Source organism: Vibrio splendidus 12E03 (genome assembly GCF_000272105.2).
Taxonomy (GTDB): Bacteria; Pseudomonadota; Gammaproteobacteria; order Enterobacterales; family Vibrionaceae; genus Vibrio; species Vibrio splendidus_I.
This window is the reverse complement of the sequence record NZ_AJZD02000320.1, coordinates 1-19,252: the sequence shown is the minus strand read 5'-3', so window position 1 is coordinate 19,252 and position 19,252 is coordinate 1. Positions and strand designations below refer to the sequence as shown.

Genomic DNA, 19,252 nt, shown 5'->3' with positions numbered 1-19,252 from the left:
GAAGGCGACGAAAGGAATACGCTGAAGGATAACAGCACACTATCATGGATTTGATGCATGGAGCATACTTAGTAGCCGGATTGCTGCGAGTAAGACTATAGACCCCGATGAGCGCAAGCTCTCGGGGTTTTTCTTTATCTGTCGTCTCACCTTTTCTTCATCTAAAACAAATAAATCAAAGACCTTTGATTACAATTCTGACATTTAAACCATTCACTTCTTAACCACTTCCGAGTAACGTAAGTCTTACTAGGCTCAACTAGTTTCATAACCATAATTAAATTAAGGACAAATTCATGTCACACGTTACCTTCAAAGGCGCTGCTGTACCGCTAACTGGCACATTCCCACAAACTGGCGAACAGGCACCAAGCTTTGCACTTACTGCAGGCGATCTTTCTGCACTGACTCTTGCTTCTCTTGCAGGCAAGAAAGTGGTTCTAAACATCTTCCCAAGCATCGACACTGCAACTTGTGCAACGAGCGTACGTACGTTCAACGCAAAAGCGGCAGAACTTGAGAACACGGTGGTTGTTTGTATTTCTGCTGACCTACCATTTGCTGCGGGTCGCTTCTGCGAACTAGAAGGCATTGAAGGCGTTCAACACGCTTCGACTTTCCGCTCTCCTACATTCGCATCAGACTACGGCGTAGCGATTGCTGAAGGCCCACTAGCAAGCCTAACAACGCGTGCAGTTGTCGTTGTGGATGAAAAAGGTGTGGTAACACACAGCGAGTTGGTTGCAGAGATCACTGAAGAACCAAACTACGAAGCGGCACTTGCAGCACTGTAAGATCCCCTCTAGTCAGTCATGTATTGTGATCGCTTAAGGCGGTACACAATAAAAAAGAGCAGCCATTGGCTGCTCTTTTTGTTTTCAATAATGAACGGTTATTAGATGCTGAAGTAATAGATTAAAGCTGCTCTAAACGCGCGTAAGCCGTTACTAACCACTTAATCCCTTCACCGTTAAACGCCACTTGAACTCGACTCTGTGGGCCACTTCCTTCGAAGTTGATGATAGTGCCTTCGCCAAACTTAGGGTGCTTCACGCGAGAACCCAAGCTAAAACCAGTTTCATTGAAGTTCTCTTTCACAGCGGTTTGACTAAAGCGACCACTGCTTGCAGGGCGACTGACTTGCGCTTTCATACGCACTTCATCCAAACAAGTCTCTGGTAGCTCACGAATAAAACGTGATGGTTTGTGGTACTTGTCCTGACCGTACAAACGACGCATCTCAGCGTAGGTGATGTAGAGCTTCTCCATCGCACGGGTCATGCCGACGTAACACAGACGACGTTCTTCTTCTAAACGCCCCGCTTCTTCAGCAGACATCTGGCTTGGGAACATGCCTTCTTCGACACCCACCATGAATACCATTGGGAACTCTAGGCCTTTGGCACTGTGCAAAGTCATTAATTGAACCGCGTCATCAAACTCATCAGCCTGACCTTCACCCGCCTCTAACGCTGCATGAGTCAAGAAAGCAGTAAGCATACTCATTTCATCCGCTTCTTCTGGCTTTTCAAACTGACGCGTTGCCGTTACCAATTCTTCCAAGTTCTCAATACGTGCCTTCGACTTCTCACCCTTCTCTTGCTCGTACATCGCAAACAGACCCGACGATTTAATCACGTGGTCAGTTTGTTCATGCAGGCTAAGTTCCAACGTGTCATCTTCAAGCGCATTAATCAGTTCGATAAAGCGACTCAATGCACCCGCAGCACGACCGGGTAGCACTTGCTCTTCGATCAAAGCAACACTGGCTTCCCACATGGTCGCACCACGATCTCGCGCTGCAAGACGAATCGTTTCTAACGTTTTATCACCCAAGCCACGAGTTGGCGTATTAACCACACGTTCAAACGCCGCATCATTACTGCGGTTGCTCATTAAGCGCATGTAGCTCAAGGCGTCTCTGATTTCCTGACGCTCGAAGAATCGCATGCCGCCGTAAATTCGATAAGGTAGACCAGCTTGGATCAAAGCTTCTTCAAGAACACGCGATTGTGCGTTGTTACGATATAGCATTGCCGTATCTTCTAACGCACCGCCTTTCTCCTGCCACTCTTTGATTTTGCTAACCGTGAAACGCGCTTCATCTAACTCGTTATAAGCAGAGTAAACAGAGATTGGCTCGCCATCGTTGCCATCAGTCCACAGCTCTTTACCCATACGCTCGGTGTTGTTTGAGATAAGCTCATTCGACGCCTGAAGAATGGTTTTGGTTGAACGGTAGTTTTGTTCAAGTCGAACCGTTGAAGCGCCTGGAAATTCATCCAAGAACTTCTGAATATTTTCAATTTTAGCACCACGCCAGCCATAGATAGATTGGTCATCATCACCCACAATCATCACGCGACAATCCGGGCCTGCCATCATGCGAAGCCAAGCGTATTGAATGTTGTTGGTATCTTGGAATTCGTCGACAAGAATGTGCTTAAAGCGAGCTTGGTAGTGCTCGCGGATGTGTTTCTTATCGCGCAATAGCTCATGCGATCGCAACAAGATTTCAGCAAAGTCGACCAAGCCAGCACGATCACATGCCTCTTGGTAAGCAGAGTAAATCTTTAACCACGTTTGAGTTATTGGATCATGGTAGGCGTCAATGTGACTTGGGCGCAGCCCTTCGTCTTTCTTGCCATTGATCCACCAAGAAGCTTGCTTGGCAGGCCACTGCTTTTCATCAAGGTTTTGCGCCTTGATTAAGCGACGCAGCAAACGAATCTGATCATCTGAATCAATGATCTGGAAATCTTCTGGCAGTTTTGCATCTAGGTAGTGAGCACGAAGAATGCGGTGACAGATACCGTGGAAGGTGCCGTTCCACATGCCCGACGAGCTACCCATCATCAACTCTTCAATACGACCACGCATCTCTGCTGCCGCTTTGTTGGTGAAAGTAACTGACATGATAGAGAACGGTGATGCTTGCTCTACACTTTGCAGCCAAGCGATACGATGCACCAACACTCGCGTTTTACCACTGCCTGCACCTGCCAGAATAAGTAGGTTTTCTAAAGGTGCCGCGACCGCCTCACGTTGTTTATCGTTTAGGCCATCGAGTAAAAGCGAAGGATCTATCATTGGATATGCTCACTACTGGGTATTTATACATAAAAGTTGATTATAACCTAAACACTAGGCTGCGTTTAGGATAATAAGAAGAAAAAACAATCAAAAATTAACATCATAAATTCAGTAACTTAAAAGATAAAACATCATTAATATTGATGTTTTTTATAATGCCATGAAATTATTTCCCGGTTGTTCCTATCCTTTTTAGTAAGCAAGTTAACAATCCATTAACCTGCGATATGAAAATACTATTAAGTCCTAGAGGGAATGACTATGAAAAATTCTAATCTTGCTGTTACAGCTGCAATCACAAGTGTACTAGCGTTCGGCGGTGCAGTTCTTACATCAGCACCTGCGGAAGCAGCAGCAAAAGAAAAATGCTACGGCGTGGCAAAAGCTGGCCAAAATGATTGTGCAACTAAAACAAGCTCATGTGCGGGTACAGCAAAAGAAGACAACCAATCCGATGCATTCGTGGTCGTTCCTAAAGGACTATGTGGCAAATTATCAGGTGGTAACACTCAATCATCATAATTGAGCTGCTTAGTATGGTGAGCTGACACTCAGCTCACCTCCACTTATTGTTAGGAGAATCGTTGTGACTCAAACTCTTCACCCCAACGCAGGGGTTGGCCTTAGAACACCGCACTTGGACTTCTTTAGCCAAAATCCAGCCTTAGTAAGTTGGTTAGAAGTTCACAGCGAGAACTACTTCTTGGCTCAATCACCGCAACGCCAACAACTCAGAGAAATTCGTCACGCACACAACATCAGTTGTCACGGTGTTGGGTTGTCGCTAGGTTCTGTTGAGCGCATCAATCAACATCATCTGATGCAGTTAAAAGACCTGATTGATGATATCGAGCCGTTCTTGGTTTCTGATCATCTCAGCTGGAGTCAGACCGGCGGTCACTACTTCAATGACTTGTTACCGCTGCCTTATACCGAAGAGGCGTTAGAAGTCTTCTGCCGCAATGTCATCGAGGTGCAAGACGGCCTGCAACGCCCTATGCTGATTGAAAACCCATCGAGCTACCTTGCCTTCAAACATTCAACCATCCCAGAGTGGGAATTTTTAGCCGAGGTACAAAAGCGTGCCGAGTGTCGCCTACTGCTCGATTTCAATAATATTTTTGTCTCATCTTTTAATCACGGTTTCAGCTGTGAAGAGTACTTAAACGGAATACCAGCAGACAAAGTGGAAGAGATTCACTTGGCAGGTTTTACCAAAAAGAAACTCGAACAAGGTGAGATCTGGATAGACACCCACAGCAAGCCTGTCTGTGACGAAGTATGGCAACTCTACACTGACTGGATTGCACAACATGGTTTGCGCCACACCTTGATAGAGTGGGATTTAGATATCCCAGAGCCACCAATTTTATTGGCTGAAGCGGCCAAAGCCAGTGACATCTTGTATCAACACGACAAGTTCAACCAAAGGAGTCGCGCATCATGAGCCACTCTTTAGCGAATGTGCAATCGGAGTTTGCTAACGCCCTACGCTATCAAAACAATGGTGAGCACTGCGACATAGTGAGCGACCACTTTACCGATGAACAGCGCATACAGATCTACCGAAATAACTTTGTGATTAGCTTGAGCGAAGTACTGGCAGCAACCTACCCACTCACTGAAATGTTGGTTGGTGAAGAGTGCTTCCAACAAATGGCTCGTCAACATGTCTTAAGTTATCCATCAACCTCAGGTGATGTCAGTGGTTACGGTGAACACTTTGAACAAACTATCCAAGCCTTTCCTGCGGTTATCGAGGCTGCACCTTATCTCGCTGAAGTGGCTTTGTATGAATGGCAAAAAGATAGCTTAGTGAGATGCGTTTCAGAATCACATGTCGACCAACGTCCTCTTTCTCGTTTAGCTGATGTACCGCAAGAACAACAAGGCGCTTTAGTCTTTCATCTCAAAGATTCAATAACGCTCATTAATTCTAGCTATACGATTATCGCGCTTGAGCAGGCTATCTATCAGCAACAACTCGATGGGTTAGACATCAACCAACCTGAATTTGGGGTGTTAATCCGATCGGAAAATTCACAGATTGAGAGCCACCGTTTGACGCAAGAAAGCCACCAACTATTAACCGAATTTCAATCAGGTCAAACGCTCTCAGCGATAGACCCTTTACTACTACAATATCTGAATACTGTCATGGCACTTAACGTCATCTCAGGCTTTTCAATCAATGCCGAATTGGAGAGATAATATGGATAACAACACAGTCACGAACATGATGGCTCAATACGACAGTTTGATTGAGAAATCACAGGCACTTTTTGTTCCCGTACTACTTCTGTTTTGTCGCCTATGGGTGGCGTGGGTCTTCTTTAATTCAGGACTCACCAAAATAGCCACTTGGGATAGCACCCTTTACTTGTTTGAATTGGAATACCAAGTGCCTCTTTTGCCTTGGGAATTGGCCGCTTACTTGGGTACCGCAGCTGAATTGATTCTGCCGGTATTCTTAGCGCTTGGCTTGTTAACCCGACCAATGGCTGCAGTGTTGTTCGTTTTCAATATAATGGCCGTCGTGTCATACCCTGTATTGTGGGCACAAGGTTTCTATGATCATCAGTTGTGGGGATTAATGATACTGGTCGTCGTCGTATGGGGAGCCGGACCTATGTCGCTTGATCGAATATTAAGAAAACAATTCGCAAGCTAGATCTATTTTGCATCGCTCTTAAATTGACCTAGCCCAAAACGCAAAAAACCACTCAATTGAGTGGTTTCTTTTTATCTGGAATAAACTACTTGTTTAGAAAAGCTTGTAGCTCTTCAGCAGAGATACCTTGCTCGGCTAGCTCTTTTGCTAGTAGCTGAACTTGTTCACCTTTACGAGATTCAACCACGCGTTGAAATTGGTAAATGATATCTCGCAAAGTATCAATTGGAACTTGTTTTGCCGCACTGCGAATACGCTCTTCACTTTGGTTTCCTAGCTCTTTAAGCAATTTACCAAACATGACCTTTTCAGGTGCATCTTCCATTTGTTCTAAGATGCGCGCCATTTCGTAGGTTGTTAATGACATTACAGTATTTTCCGTTGGGGACTAACGTTTCAATGAGTGACAAATATACCATGTTTTAACGTTTCGCAAACCGCCATTTGTATATTTTGTCACCCTTGAGACTTATGCCTTAGCAAACGTCATGTGCCATGACTTACCCGCTTTGCTCGCAAGCACTAACAATGCAGGAACAATAAGGAACATTTGCAGCGCAATCATCACTTGAGACGTTAAATCAAGACGTTGCATCGTACCCACAAGAAGTCCTGAACCGCTCATTTGGAACAAGCCAAGCAACGCAGCTGCGGTACCCGCACGGTCACCAAAAGGTTCAAGTGCCTTACCAGCTGCGGCACCAAGAATCCATGCGAAACCAACTGAAGATAAGAAAATCGGCAGCATGAATGCGATCGCGCTAGCATGCTCAGCAAGCACCAACATAACCACACCCGCTAAGCCAAGCGTTGAAATACCGACAACCAATGCTTTGTAAGTACCAAAACGGTCCATGAACTTCGGTGCAGTGAATGCAGCAGTGATGTTGATAACCGCGTTAATACCAAACCAGAAGGTAAACTCGTTCATCGTCAAACCTAAGTTTTCCATCAACACAACCGGTGCAGAGGTAACATAAGCAAGAATTACTGCCATCGCCATCAAACACAAGGTTGCATGGAAAAGGAACGATGGTGTTTTCAGTACTGACCAGTAACGCTCCAGTTTGAACACAGCAACCTTCTCTGTCGCCGGGTTAGACTCTTTCATTTGGAAGAATAAGATGCTGCCAACAACTACCGCGAACACAGCCATAAAGCTAAAGTTCGAGCGCCAGCCAAACTGTTGAGTCAACCAAGCACCAAGAATCGGTGCCAGTGCAGGAATAAAGCAAATGGCACCATTGAGGTAACTGATCATGCGGCCACTTTTTTCAGGGCCAAATAGATCGCGAACCGTCGCAAAGGCTGCTACAGAAGTCGCACAAGCTCCTAAGCCTTGTAGCAGCCGAGCTATTAGCATCATATCAATCGATTGAGCTGCCCACGCCAAGCAAGCACTCAATGCATAGATACTAACACCTCCCAATGCAACGGTTCGACGTCCTAACTTATCAGCTAAAGGGCCAGCAAATAATTGCCCGACACCCATGGCGAATAAAAACCAGGTAATCGTATCTTGTGCTAGTGCATGTTCCACGTGAAACGCTGTCGAAATTTGTGGCAGAGCTGGTAGATAGATATCAATAGCCAAAGGGCTAAATAGAACCAACATTGCCAATAAAGCAACCTGCAGTTTACTAGGGGTTGGAAGCGCGTTAGAAGGCACAAGATTCTCCGAATGAGTTAATTTAGGTGCATAATAACCAACTAAAGATATGAACAAAAATGGCATATACTCATTAGCATTATTCCAAATAGGAAACTCACATGAATATCGAGAAACTATCACGCCTCGACCTCAATCTATTAGTTTGCTTGCAGGTGCTGATGGAAGAGTTGAGTGTTACTCGCACTGCGCATCGATTGTGCCTTAGCCAGTCAGCGGTGAGTAAGTCATTAGCCAAACTTCGTGAGCAATTTAATGACCCCCTTTTCACGCGAAGTGCTCATGGCCTACGACCAACACCAAAGGCCGTTTTTCTCAAACCTCGATTAGAAACACTGATCAACCAACTTGATGTGCTTACCCAACCAGAGACCTTCATTCCCAACAACAGTGACCACAGTTTTCACATTGCGGCTGTTGAGAGTGTTTACCCACTTATTCTTCCCCACTTCTTACCAGCGATATTTCGACAAGCCCCTAAGGTGAATATCAACACCCATGCTTGGACGGAGCAAACCTTTAAGAAATTGCAGCTTGGTGAACTCGATATCGGACTCACGGGTAAAGACATCGACATTAACGACGCGCGTTTAACCATGCTTCCGCCAGACGATATTTGCGAACAAGAGATCTATCGCGATGCACAAATGTGTGTGTTAAGACGCAACCACCCTGCTCTGAGCAGCAAATGGGATCTGGAAACCTACCTTGCACAGCGTCATGTGCAAGTAAGATGTGATGGTAACGATCGTTGGTTACTCGACTACAAACTTGCCGACCTTGGTCACCAACGTGATATCGCTATTTCTGTTCCTGACTTCAACAGTGCAGCAAGTCTGTGCACTTACACTGACTTTGTGTTTACCGCACCCAGTCACTTCACCTACCTTGTTGCCAAGCAACTCGACTTAGTCGTTGTCCCTCTGCCAATGGAATTTCCACCGATGGCATACACTCTGTTTTGGCACCGTGATAGAGAAAATGACCCAGCACTAACTTGGTTGCGAGATATCATCAAAGAAAAAACTCTGCACCTTAGATAAAAATGGCGTACAGCGTTTGCAGCAAACGAACAAAAGCGCTAGCTTATTGACCTAATAAGTCCCCTCACATGTATATCTACTGTGAGTGTTAACAAGGACCCTAACAATAAGGATAAACACAGATGCACAATATCACTGCGGAACGCGTTACTGCGGTTCGAGCTTGGCTTGAAGCAAACCAACTAGATGCCGTTATCATCCCACACGAAGATGAGTACCTAGGCGAATACGTTCCAGCTCATAACGAGCGACTTCACTGGTTAACTGGTTTCACTGGCTCTGCAGGTGCAGCGGTTATCACTCGTGAAAACGCTGCTATTTTTGTTGATGGTCGCTATACCGTTCAGGTTCGTAAGCAGGTACCAGCAGAGTTATTTGAGTATCGCCACCTTATTGAAGAGCCGGCTTTAGATTGGATCATTAATTCACTAGCACAAGGCAGCAAGGTAGCATTTGACCCACGCATGCACACAGCAGCTTGGTTGAAAGGCGCACAAGCGAAACTGGCTGATAAAGTTGAACTCACAACATTAACAGCAAACCCGATTGATGAGCTTTGGTCTGATCGTCCTGAGCCTGTTGTATCTGATGTTCGCCTAATGGCGACCGACGCCGTTGGTCAATCAAGTGAGAGCAAACGCGCTGAAATTGCAGGCTTACTAAAAGCCAAAGGTGCGGATGCCGCTATCCTTACTGAATTAGACTCTATTTGCTGGTTACTCAACGTTCGTGGTTTAGACGTGTCTCGCCTACCGGTTGTATTGTCTAATGCCATCATTCACGCCGATGAAAGTGTCGATTTCTTCTTAGACCCAGCTCGTATCCCTGCTGGCTTTGAAGCGCACGTTGGCAATGGTATTCGTGTTTCTCACCCATCTGAGCTTGAAGCACGTCTTCAATCTTTAGAAGGTAAGAATGTGTCAGTTGATTCAGGCACAAGCAATGCTTGGTACACACTTGTTCTACAAAACGCAGGCGCTCATATCATTGAAGCAGCCGACCCATGCTTAATGCCTAAGGCTGCTAAGAACGCAACTGAAATTGCCGGTATGAAGGCGTGTCACATTCGTGATGGTGTGGCGATGGCCAAGTTCTTGTCTTGGATTGATGCTGAAGTCGCGCAAGGTAACCTACACAACGAAGCGGTACTATCAGACAAAGTACAATCATTCCGCGAGCAAGACCCAACGCTAATGGACCTAAGTTTTGACACGATTTCAGCAGCAGGCGGCAACGCAGCTATGTGTCACTACAACCATGAGAACCAACCTGAACCAGGTCAGCTAGAGCTGAATACTCTGTACCTAGTCGATTCAGGCGGTCAGTACTTAGATGGTACGACCGACATCACTCGTACTATCGCGATTGGCCAACCAAGCGACGAAATGATTCAGCAGTTCACATTAGCGCTTAAAGGTCACATCGGCATTGCACGTGCGCGTTTCCCACAAGGTACTCGTGGTTTCCAACTTGATATTCTAGCGCGTCAGCACTTATGGGCAGAAGGCTTCGATTACGACCATGGTACTGGTCACGGTGTTGGTCACTTCCTCAGTGTTCATGAAGGACCACAAAGTATCTCTAAGAAGCTGATCGACGTGCCTCTTGTTGAAGGTATGGTGTTATCAAACGAACCGGGTTACTACCGTGCAGAAGAGTTCGGTATCCGTATCGAAAACCTAGAACTGGTTGTTGAGCTGCCAACTCAAGGTGACTTCTCAGTATTAACGTTTGAATCGCTAACACGTTGCCCTATCGATAAGCGCAACATCAACGTCGATCTACTGACGCGACCTGAACTTGCGTGGCTGAACGATTACCACCAAAAAGTATGGAACGATGTTAGCCCATTAGTTGAAGGTGATACGTTGAAATGGTTACGACAATCAACAACACCACTTGCTCACGCTTAATGCCTTGCTAGGCAGGTAACTGAGCCAAAACTAGTTGGTTCAGTTAGATATTAAAACGGCTACCCTTAGGTAGCCGTTTTTGTTTGTCGATTTCACATCACTGATGTTTCACGTGGAACATCAAACAAGATGTTAGTTAGCCTGAGTAAGCGCTGTGCCAATCTCGCCATACTGGGTCGAAGCCGCGTTGACGAATCATAGCCTCAATATCAGCCGCACTTCGCTCATCACTTATCTCAAATTGCTCAAGCTCTTCCTCACCTGAAGCATAACCGCCTGGTTGAGTTTTTGACGCGGCAGACATGCTAGTGATACCTAACGGCAACACGTTATCGCGGAACATTGCAGATTCACGAGTCGAAAGAGACAACTCAACCTCAGGGTTTAATAGTCGATAAGCACAGATAAGTTGCACCAACTGCTTATCACTCATAATCGACTTAGGTTGCAAACCACCCTCACAAGGACGAAGACGTGGGAAAGAAATCGAGTAACGCGTTTGCCAGTAAGTTCGTTCTAAGTAATCCAAATGAGCGGCCACGAAGAAGCACTCCGTTCGCCAATCTTCCAAGCCAATCAAAGCACCAATCCCTATCTTATCAATACCCGCTTTTGCCAGACGATCGGGCGTTTCGAGCCGGTATTCAAAATCCATTTTGTTGCCACGCAAGTGGTGCTCAGCATAGGTACTTGGGCTATATGTTTCTTGGTAAACCATGACGGCATCTAAGCCAAGCGTTTTGAGCTCGGCGTAGTCGTCTTGATCAAGCGGCTGCACTTCCATCGCAAGATAGTTAAATTGCGCTTTGATATTCGGCAGCACCTCGCGGAAGTATTTCATTCCAACCTTGGTTTCGTGCTCACCGGTCACCAACAATACACTATCGAATTTCATCTTTTTGATGGCTGCGCTCTCGGCATCAATTTCATCCAAAGTTAACGTACGACGCTTGATACGGTTCTCCATTGAGAAGCCACAATAGGTACACGCATTCGCGCACAAGTTCGATAGGTACAAAGGAATATACAGCGACATCGTATTACCAAATCGCTTACGCGTTAACGCCAACGATTGTTGTGCCATCTGCTCTAAGTAAGGTTCTGCCGCCGGAGAGATCAAAGCCTTAAAATCTTCTAAGTCACGTTTGGGTTTACTTAGAGCACGTTCAACATCCGCGGCCGTTTTACTGAAGATAGACATACCAATGTCATCCCAGTTGAGCTGTTTAAATCGATCAACAAACGTCATAGTAATACTACTCGTCTAAAAATGAGGTTAGCGGGCTTGAAGCAACTGCGTGAGATACCTGACCAGCGAGACCAGCAAGGTAAGCCATACGCCCCGCTTCAACTGCTAACTTAAAAGCAACTGCCATTTCAACAGGTTGTTGAGAAGCAGCAATCGCGGTATTAACTAACACAGCGTCAGCACCCATTTCCATTGCACGTGCCGCATGTGATGGAGCACCAATGCCCGCATCAACAACCACAGGAACGTTGGCTTGGTCGATAATGATCTCTAAGAAGTCGGCTGACGCGATTCCCTTATTCGAACCAATCGGTGCACCTAATGGCATCACAGCAGCACAACCTACCTCTTCTAAGCGCTTACACAACACAGGGTCGGCGTGGCAATAAGGCAACACAACAAAGCCATCTTTCACCAACTGCTCAGCAGCGTTAAGTGTCTCGATTGGGTCTGGCATCAAGTACTTTGGATCCGGATGAATCTCAAGCTTTAGCCAGTTAGTACCGAGTGCTTCGCGAGCCAAGTGTGCGGCAAAAATCGCATCCTTCGCGTTCTTCGCACCAGAGGTATTCGGAAGTAGATTAACGCCAGCATCAATAATTGGCTGCAAAATATCATCTTGCTCAGAACGAATATCAACTCTCTTCAGTGCCATGGTTGCCAGTTGAGAACCTGACGCTTCGATAGCACTCGCCATCAAATGCTTGTTTGCGAACTTGCCAGTTCCCGTGAACAGACGTGATTGAAATGTTTTATCTGCGATGGTTAACATGGTTAGCCCCCTGCAATAGCTTGGAAAAGAGAGATGGAATCGCCTTCGTTGACGATGGTTTGTTGCCATTGACTGCGTGGTACAACCGCATTATTGATAGCAAATACACACCCTAAATCAGGTAGCGATAGTGCTTGGATGATGTCTGAAAGAGACGACGATTGCGCGACCTGCTCTGGTTGCTCGTTTATAGAAATAGTTATGTGGCTCATTGTGCTTCTTCTTCTAGGTGTTGGATCGCAGTTGTGTTGCAAACCGGACATTCGCTATCTTGCGTGACCATTAGGTTTTGCCAGTTCATGGTCTGGCCATCGAACAGCTTTAGTTGATGTGTTGCGACTTTAAACTCGCCACTACTAATACGCTGAATAGCAGCAAGAGCTTGGAGGTTACCTATAGTGCCAACCACTGGACCAATGATGCCGCTATCACTACAACGCGTTGTTTGTGGATGGTGCTCAAACGGGAAAAGGCAGTGGTAACACCCTTTCTGGTTCTGATAATCAAAGACAATAAATTGACCTTTCCAACCGATTGCAGAACCCGATATCAAAGGTGTATTAGCTTTAAAACAAGCTCGGTTAACCTGCTGGCGTGACGCGAAGTTGTCAGTACAATCCAACACGAGATCAGCCAACATGACTTCTAATTCAAGTTGGCTTTCACTCATTCGTTGATTGATGGTTCTTACTTGGCTGCGCTCATTGAGCTCATTTAGTTGTTGTTTAAGTGCTTCGACCTTAGGTGAACCTAATTGGCTCTCCTTGAACGCTACCTGTCTCTGCAGGTTGGATGAATCAACACAATCGTCATCGACCAACACGATTCTTCCACCGCCAGAAGCTGCGAGATAGAGAGCAGCGGCATTACCTAAGCCACCACAACCAATCACCAACACATGGCTGTTTAACAGGTTTCGTTGCCCTTGCTCACCAACCTCAGGTAATGCAATTTGTCGTTGGTAACGAATGAACTCAAAGTCACTCAGCATAGCTAGGCTCCCGCATAACCTCTTTACTCGTCATTGAAGAGTTAGGAGCCATCAGCTTGTCGAAGAATTCGATCACTTTTTGTGGGTCTTCCGCTAATGTAATCGCACGTACAACCGCCAAGCTCGATACACCACAATCCCAAACCTGCGCAGCAGTCGATTGGTCAATACCGCCAATAGCAACCGTCGGATAACCAGTAAGTTCTTCTGTGTATGGGATGGTACCAATTAGCTGTTGGTACAGAGATAAACGCACCAAGCCTTGAGGCTTTGATGGCATCTGTTTCGTCGTAGTCGGAAATATATGGCCTAGTGCAATGTAGCTTGGATTGATTTGGACGATGCGCAGCAACTCATAATAACCATGAGTAGATAGACCGATCTTAATGCCCGCTTGGCTCAGTTGGGAAAGGTTTGATTCTTCAATATCCTCTTGCCCAAGGTGCACACCAAAAGCACCATGCTTAAGTGCAAGCTGCCAGTAATCATTAATAAAAACCTGAGCGTTATGTTCACGACCAAGTTCGATAGATCGCGCGATTTGTTGCTCTAAATCGGCTTGTTGAGGGTTCTTAATACGCAGTTGGACAGTATTGATTCCGAGTTTAAGCAATCTTTCTATCCACTCAACATCATCAACCACCGGGTATAAACCGAGGCTATTCTTAGTTAACTCAGGGAAAGAAAGTGATGTCCCTTGGTTAGCCCTACCAACGCTGATATCCAGTCGTTCATCTTCTAGAACAGGGATAGGAAAATTTTGATAGTGTGCTGGCCATGTTCCACGTGAAACATTCGATGCAGCGCGAGCTAAAACCAACGCATCTTCCAATGGAAATTCCAACGCCAATAAAGTAAGTAACCAAGCAAAGTGACCACTGCTATCTAATTCTTTATGAGCTGTAGTGTCACTCTTGATAACACGATTAGCATTTAGGTGTGACCAGATATCTAACACAGCTGAATCATCGGAGACTCCGATATGGACTGTGTTAGAAGCTTGAGTCAAAGCAGCACAAACATCGATCAGCGCAACTGAATTACTGTAATCAACAACATGGTTCAGTTGCTCTAACTGACACTCCGCCAATGAATCAACATCATGAGCAAAGCCAATAAATAGTGCCTGTTGAGCATCAACGATAGAGAAGTATTGAGTTGGGCTTACACCCAACTCAACTGCATCAGTTGCTAAACCTTGTTGTTTAGCAACCAATAGACAGTTTTGAACCTCCCCCGTTAACTCGATGTATTGAGATGGGATGAGAATCTTCACTGTCATTATTCCTCTAATTGAGCTTCTTTTGCTCCTACAGCAGGGTGATATAGTTCAGAGCCAGTATCACGGAACTCTTGTGATTTTTGACGCATACCCTCCAACGGGTTATCTAGCATCTTAATCTCTATTGCCTGATCAGCCGCTACTTGTTCTGTGTCTTTCGCATACTCTCGAACTTCTTGAGAAATCTTCATCGAGCAGAACTTAGGTCCACACATAGAGCAGAAGTGAGCAACCTTGCCCGACTCTTGTGGCAGAGTTTCATCGTGGAAAGAACGTGCTGTTTCTGGATCTAAAGCTAGATTAAATTGGTCTTCCCAACGGAATTCAAAACGTGCTTTAGACAATGCATTATCTCGGATTTGTGCGCCCGGGTGCCCTTTTGCCAAGTCTGCAGCATGTGCTGCCAGCTTGTAAGTAATCAAGCCAGTCTTCACATCTTCTTTATTTGGTAAGCCCAAATGCTCTTTAGGTGTTACATAACAAAGCATCGCACAGCCGTACCAACCAATCATTGCCGCGCCAATACCAGAGGTAATGTGGTCATAACCCGGTGCGATATCTGTAGTCAGCGGGCCTAATGTATAGAAAGGCGCTTCATGGCAGTGCTCTAGCTGCTCGTCCATATTCTCTTTAATAAGGTGCATAGGTACATGTCCAGGGCCTTCAATGATCACCTGAACATCATACTCCCAAGCCACTTTAGTCAGCTCACCTAGAGTACGTAACTCAGAAAATTGAGCCTCATCGTTGGCATCTGCAATAGAGCCAGGACGTAGGCCATCACCTAATGACAGAGCCACATCGTACTTCGCACAGATCTCACAAATCTCGCGGAAGTGTGTATATAGAAAGCTTTCTTGGTGATGTGCAAGACACCATTTCGCAATAATAGAGCCACCACGAGAGACAATGCCGGTTACACGTTTAGCCGTCATAGGTACGTAACGAAGAAGCAAACCTGCGTGGATAGTGAAGTAATCAACGCCCTGCTCCGCTTGTTCAATAAGGGTATCGCGCATCACTTCCCAGTTAAGGTCTTCGGCTACGCCATTCACTTTCTCAAGCGCCTGATACATAGGAACCGTACCAATTGGCACTGGGCTGTTACGCAGGATCCATTCGCGAGTCTCGTGGATATTACGGCCAGTAGAGAGGTCCATTACAGTATCGCCGCCCCAGCGGGTTGACCATACTAGCTTCTCCACTTCTTCTTCAATCGAAGAGCTTACAGAAGAGTTACCGATATTGGCGTTCACTTTAACCAAGAAGTTTCGGCCAATAATCATCGGCTCAGATTCAGGGTGGTTGATGTTTGAAGGGATGATAGCTCGGCCTTCAGCGACCTCTTTACGCACGAACTCAGGGGTAATTTCTTTTGGCAGGTTTGCGCCAAAGTTATGGCCAGGGTGTTGGTGATTAAGCTGTTCATCAGCGAACTTCTGACGCCCAATGTTCTCACGTATCGCAATGTACTCCATCTCAGGTGTGATAACTCCCTGACGAGCATAATGCAGTTGAGTTACACATTGGTCGCCAGTAGCGCGACGAATTCGAGGCAGATTTCCGTAACGAAGGTCGTCTAGGGTTTCATCTTCTAAACGTTCTTTGGTGTAAACAGAGCTTACATCATCGAGCAATTCCGTATCACCACGCTCTTCAATCCATTGCTCTCGCAACTTAGGAAGGCCGCTATAAAGGTCTATTTCATGCGTAGGATCAGTATAAACACCTGAGGTATCGTAGACATGAATCGGCTCATTAGGTTCGAATACAGGCTCTTTTTTGGTACCACCAACAAGGCTATCTGCGAGGGATATTTCTCGAACAGGGACTTGAATGTCCTCGCGAGATCCTTGGATATAAGCTTTTTTTGAATTTGGATAAGGTTGTACGGATAAAGAATCGATGAAATTCTTCGCTTCCAGTCTTGCTTGTTTACGACTCGACATAGCATTTTTCCTTGGCTTTTAGCCATTATTTATAGGGATAAAAATGCTTGACGGATTAGATGCTACAAGAGGGATCACGGTAAGAAATACAGTTGTGATCTGGAGATAGATCTCTAGAAGGATTCTAGTTAGATATCTACTCTTGTTCCCTTCGCAGGTATTAGCCTGATCAGGTTCAACGGATCCCGAGTTAACGGTCTCAGCCATATGGCACTCCGACAAGTTCGATCGAGTATATAAAAACGGCTTGGATAAACCAAGCCGAGTTGTTAACAAATCGTAAGAAAGTTTTAAGACTTTATCAAAAGTTGGAAGCCGATCCATGCTGCAGAGATACTGAGAACCACGTTGAGCAGCACATTGAGTCCCATCTTAAAGAAAGCGCCCTGCTGCATAAGAAGCACGTTATCCATCGAAAATGTAGAGAACGTAGTCAGTGCCCCAAGGAAACCAAGACCGATGATCTGTCTCCATGGTTCTGTCGCAACCATCTCATTTTCAAATGCGGCGATGAGCAAACCCATAATGAAGGAGCCGATCACGTTAACAGTCAGCGTACCGTAAGGAAAACCACGCCCTAACATCACTACACATAACTCTGAAATCAAATAGCGCGAACAAGCACCAAATGCACCACCAATGGCAATAAAACCTAAAATAGATAGCTGACCCATGAATCCTCCCAAATAACAGTCCCTATATTCTAGCTTTACCGCCGATAAAAGCGAGGGTAGAAACTAAGAATGCATGCGCAAATATTAAACGTTACAGGTGTCACTTAACTTCGATATACCCCATCAATCCGGTTTTCATGTGTTCAATTACATGACAGTGGTACATCCAACGTCCTGGGTTGTCTGCAACAAACGCAGCTTTCGCTCGGCCGTTTTTCCCTAGTAATACAGTATCGGTATGGAAAGGCTCTTCTATTTTTTTGCCATCAAGTTCCAATACAGTGAATGTATGACCATGGATATGAATTGGGTGGTGATATTGAGTGACGTTCTTAAGATCGAATATATAAGTTTTACCTAACTCCAAAGTCGCTAACGGAGCTGGAATATTGTCTTTGCTCATTCCCTCCCACGCGCGTTTATTCGTAAGCCAAAACTTAGGCATCGACTTCCCATCTTTAGATACCGGTGAGACCGCTCCTTCCCACTCAAACACAAAATCGATTTCCTCTGCGTTGACGAGATCTAAGTTAGGTACTGGATTGAGAGGCAATGAAGGAAGTGTTTGGCCTTCTATTAGCGTGGAATCTACAGCCTCAAACTCACACAAGGAAAAAGGAAAACGTCCCTTCATTTGCAGAACATTCACTCGCTCCCCTTCCTTTGGAGCAATCAGCCCGAGATCGACACGCATACCTGGGCCAATTTTGTGTTGAGTCAGCTTATAAGGTGTCTTTACAGGGTTACCATCAATGGCAATGACCCATGCTTCAGCCCCTTCAATCGCAATCGGGTAGGTAATCGTGTTATCAACGTTAGCGATACGCAGCCTAGTCATTGCGTGCTGCTTCAATTGATAGATGGGTTCATGTACGCCATTGACGCTACTCCACTCTCCTGGCGTTCCCATACGAGCGCTGAGACGAGGGATCATCAAGTCTTTCCACTGACCTTGTTTGTCGATATGCCAATGTTTAAGCATCAGAGCATGCTCTTCATCGAACTGAACTGGCGCACTCTCTTCGACAATAATAAGCCCGACCAAGCCCATACCAAGTTGCTTAACACTGTTCATGTGCGGGTGATACCAGAATGTACCCGCATCTGGTGGCGTAAACTCATAGACAAACGTTTCACCGGGCATAATAGGAGGCTGACTTAAGAAAGGAACCCCATCCATTTCGATCGGAATTCTCAGGCCATGCCAATGAATTGTGGTCGGTTCTGATAGCTTGTTTGTAAATCGAATCATTACCTTTTCGCCTTGTCGACAGCGAATAATCGGTGCTGGAATCTGTCCATTAAAGGCTAAAACATTAGTAGTAAATCCCTTCACCAACTCAGCAGTTGAAGGCTCAGCAGTTAAGTCATAAACGAACTTTCCTTGATCATCAACAGACTGCTTCATTGAGCAAGCAGGTAGGACAGTTAATGCAGATATAGCGAGAGATGATTGAATAAACTTACGACGGGAAATATCCATATTTGTTGCCTTTTAGTAATAACGACCAAAATGTAACAAAATATTGAGAATAATTCTCATAAAGAAGTGTGGTTTGTGCTGACGATTGTTTATAAAAGACGCGGGGATAAGTAAGTACTTACAATATTAAGGCTTGGTTCTGTTGAAGATAGGGATTATCGACTAAAAAATAGAACCAACAGACGTAAAAAAGCCTCAACATTTCTGCTGAGGCTTTATATATGGCACGGATGGAAGTTTAGACTCCGAATACGCACTATTTTGGTAAGTCGGGGAACCCGCTGCTCTGAAAATATATTAGATTCAAAAAGCAAAAAAGCTCTAGTCTTTCGACTAGAGCCTTAAATATGGCAGGGTGGAGATTTAGACTCCCAATACGCGCTAGTTTGGTAAGTCGGGGGAATCCGCTGCTCTGAAAATATATTAGATTCAAAAAGCAAAAAGGCTCTAGCATTTCTGCTAG

Annotated in this window: 18 protein-coding genes and 1 riboswitch; of the genes, 7 read left to right on the top strand and 11 right to left on the bottom strand. The window is 45.5% G+C overall.

Annotated elements, in window-relative coordinates; translation table 11 throughout:
* Positions 1-296 precede the first annotated feature (296 nt).
* Entirely contained in the window at positions 297-794 is a 498-nt protein-coding gene (gene tpx, locus A142_RS20510; protein WP_017069608.1) for a thiol peroxidase, read from the top strand.
* A 121-nt stretch (positions 795-915) separates the two neighbouring features.
* Here the strand turns inward: tpx and uvrD are convergent, their stop codons facing one another.
* Entirely contained in the window at positions 916-3,090 is a 2,175-nt protein-coding gene (gene uvrD, locus A142_RS20505; RefSeq protein WP_019820050.1) for a DNA helicase II, read from the bottom strand.
* A gap of 264 nt (positions 3,091-3,354) precedes the next feature.
* On the opposite strand from uvrD, the gene A142_RS20500 reads away from it, so the two are divergent.
* From A142_RS20500 to A142_RS20485, 4 genes are all read left to right on the top strand, one after another.
* Positions 3,355-3,615 (top strand): BufA1 family periplasmic bufferin-type metallophore, encoded by a 261-nt coding sequence (locus A142_RS20500; RefSeq protein WP_004736650.1) that lies wholly within the window; start codon positions 3,355-3,357, stop codon positions 3,613-3,615.
* 64 nt (positions 3,616-3,679) lie between these two features.
* Positions 3,680-4,540 (top strand): MNIO family bufferin maturase, encoded by an 861-nt coding sequence (gene bufB, locus A142_RS20495; RefSeq protein WP_019820049.1) that lies wholly within the window; start codon positions 3,680-3,682, stop codon positions 4,538-4,540.
* Entirely contained in the window at positions 4,537-5,304 is a 768-nt protein-coding gene (locus A142_RS20490) for an HvfC/BufC N-terminal domain-containing protein (protein ID WP_019820048.1), read from the top strand. Before bufB ends, A142_RS20490 begins: the two co-directional genes overlap by 4 nt.
* Before the next feature lies 1 nt (position 5,305).
* Entirely contained in the window at positions 5,306-5,764 is a 459-nt protein-coding gene (locus A142_RS20485) for a DoxX family protein (protein WP_019820047.1), read from the top strand.
* 85 nt (positions 5,765-5,849) lie between these two features.
* On the opposite strand, the gene A142_RS20480 is transcribed toward A142_RS20485, so the two are convergent.
* Together A142_RS20480 and A142_RS20475 are read right to left on the bottom strand one after the other, a co-directional pair.
* Complete coding sequence (locus tag A142_RS20480; RefSeq protein ID WP_004736654.1) at positions 5,850-6,131, bottom strand: hypothetical protein; 282 nt, start codon at positions 6,129-6,131, stop codon at positions 5,850-5,852.
* A 102-nt stretch (positions 6,132-6,233) separates the two neighbouring features.
* Positions 6,234-7,433 carry a multidrug effflux MFS transporter gene (locus tag A142_RS20475; RefSeq protein WP_029405271.1) on the bottom strand — a complete coding sequence of 400 codons (1,200 nt, stop codon included), beginning with the start codon at positions 7,431-7,433 and terminating at the stop codon, positions 6,234-6,236.
* Positions 7,434-7,534: 101 nt separating this feature from the next.
* Here A142_RS20475 and A142_RS20470 point away from each other — a divergent pair, with 101 nt between their 5' ends.
* Together A142_RS20470 and A142_RS20465 are read left to right on the top strand one after the other, a co-directional pair.
* The gene (locus tag A142_RS20470) at positions 7,535-8,476 is read left to right on the top strand and encodes a LysR substrate-binding domain-containing protein (RefSeq protein WP_019820044.1); all 942 of its coding nucleotides are present in this window, start codon (positions 7,535-7,537) and stop codon (positions 8,474-8,476) included.
* Positions 8,477-8,598: 122 nt separating this feature from the next.
* Positions 8,599-10,389 carry an aminopeptidase P family protein gene (locus A142_RS20465; RefSeq protein ID WP_019820043.1) on the top strand — a complete coding sequence of 597 codons (1,791 nt, stop codon included), beginning with the start codon at positions 8,599-8,601 and terminating at the stop codon, positions 10,387-10,389.
* A gap of 136 nt (positions 10,390-10,525) precedes the next feature.
* On the opposite strand, the gene thiH is transcribed toward A142_RS20465, so the two are convergent.
* From thiH to A142_RS20425, 8 genes are all read right to left on the bottom strand, one after another.
* Positions 10,526-11,638: a 2-iminoacetate synthase ThiH gene (gene thiH, locus A142_RS20460; RefSeq protein ID WP_019820042.1), complete on the bottom strand. Its 1,113-nt coding sequence runs from the start codon at positions 11,636-11,638 to the stop codon at positions 10,526-10,528.
* A 7-nt stretch (positions 11,639-11,645) separates the two neighbouring features.
* The gene (locus tag A142_RS20455) at positions 11,646-12,410 is read right to left on the bottom strand and encodes a thiazole synthase (protein WP_019820041.1); all 765 of its coding nucleotides are present in this window, start codon (positions 12,408-12,410) and stop codon (positions 11,646-11,648) included.
* Positions 12,411-12,412: 2 nt separating this feature from the next.
* Positions 12,413-12,622: a sulfur carrier protein ThiS gene (thiS, locus tag A142_RS20450; protein WP_019820040.1), complete on the bottom strand. Its 210-nt coding sequence runs from the start codon at positions 12,620-12,622 to the stop codon at positions 12,413-12,415.
* Entirely contained in the window at positions 12,619-13,401 is a 783-nt protein-coding gene (locus A142_RS20445) for a HesA/MoeB/ThiF family protein (protein ID WP_019820039.1), read from the bottom strand. The genes thiS and A142_RS20445 overlap by 4 nt, the downstream gene beginning before the upstream one ends.
* Positions 13,391-14,683 (bottom strand): thiamine phosphate synthase, encoded by a 1,293-nt coding sequence (locus A142_RS20440; RefSeq protein WP_019820038.1) that lies wholly within the window; start codon positions 14,681-14,683, stop codon positions 13,391-13,393. The genes A142_RS20445 and A142_RS20440 overlap by 11 nt, the downstream gene beginning before the upstream one ends.
* The gene (gene thiC / locus A142_RS20435) at positions 14,683-16,632 is read right to left on the bottom strand and encodes a phosphomethylpyrimidine synthase ThiC (RefSeq protein WP_019820037.1); all 1,950 of its coding nucleotides are present in this window, start codon (positions 16,630-16,632) and stop codon (positions 14,683-14,685) included. The genes A142_RS20440 and thiC overlap by 1 nt, the downstream gene beginning before the upstream one ends.
* Positions 16,633-16,761: 129 nt before the next feature.
* Positions 16,762-16,860: riboswitch (TPP riboswitch) on the bottom strand.
* Between the two features lie 62 nt (positions 16,861-16,922).
* Entirely contained in the window at positions 16,923-17,306 is a 384-nt protein-coding gene (gene crcB, locus A142_RS20430) for a fluoride efflux transporter CrcB (protein ID WP_029405270.1), read from the bottom strand.
* A 100-nt stretch (positions 17,307-17,406) separates the two neighbouring features.
* Positions 17,407-18,789, bottom strand: a complete 1,383-nt coding sequence (locus A142_RS20425) for a multicopper oxidase family protein (protein WP_019820030.1) — start codon at positions 18,787-18,789, stop codon at positions 17,407-17,409.
* Positions 18,790-19,252: the final 463 nt, after the last annotated feature.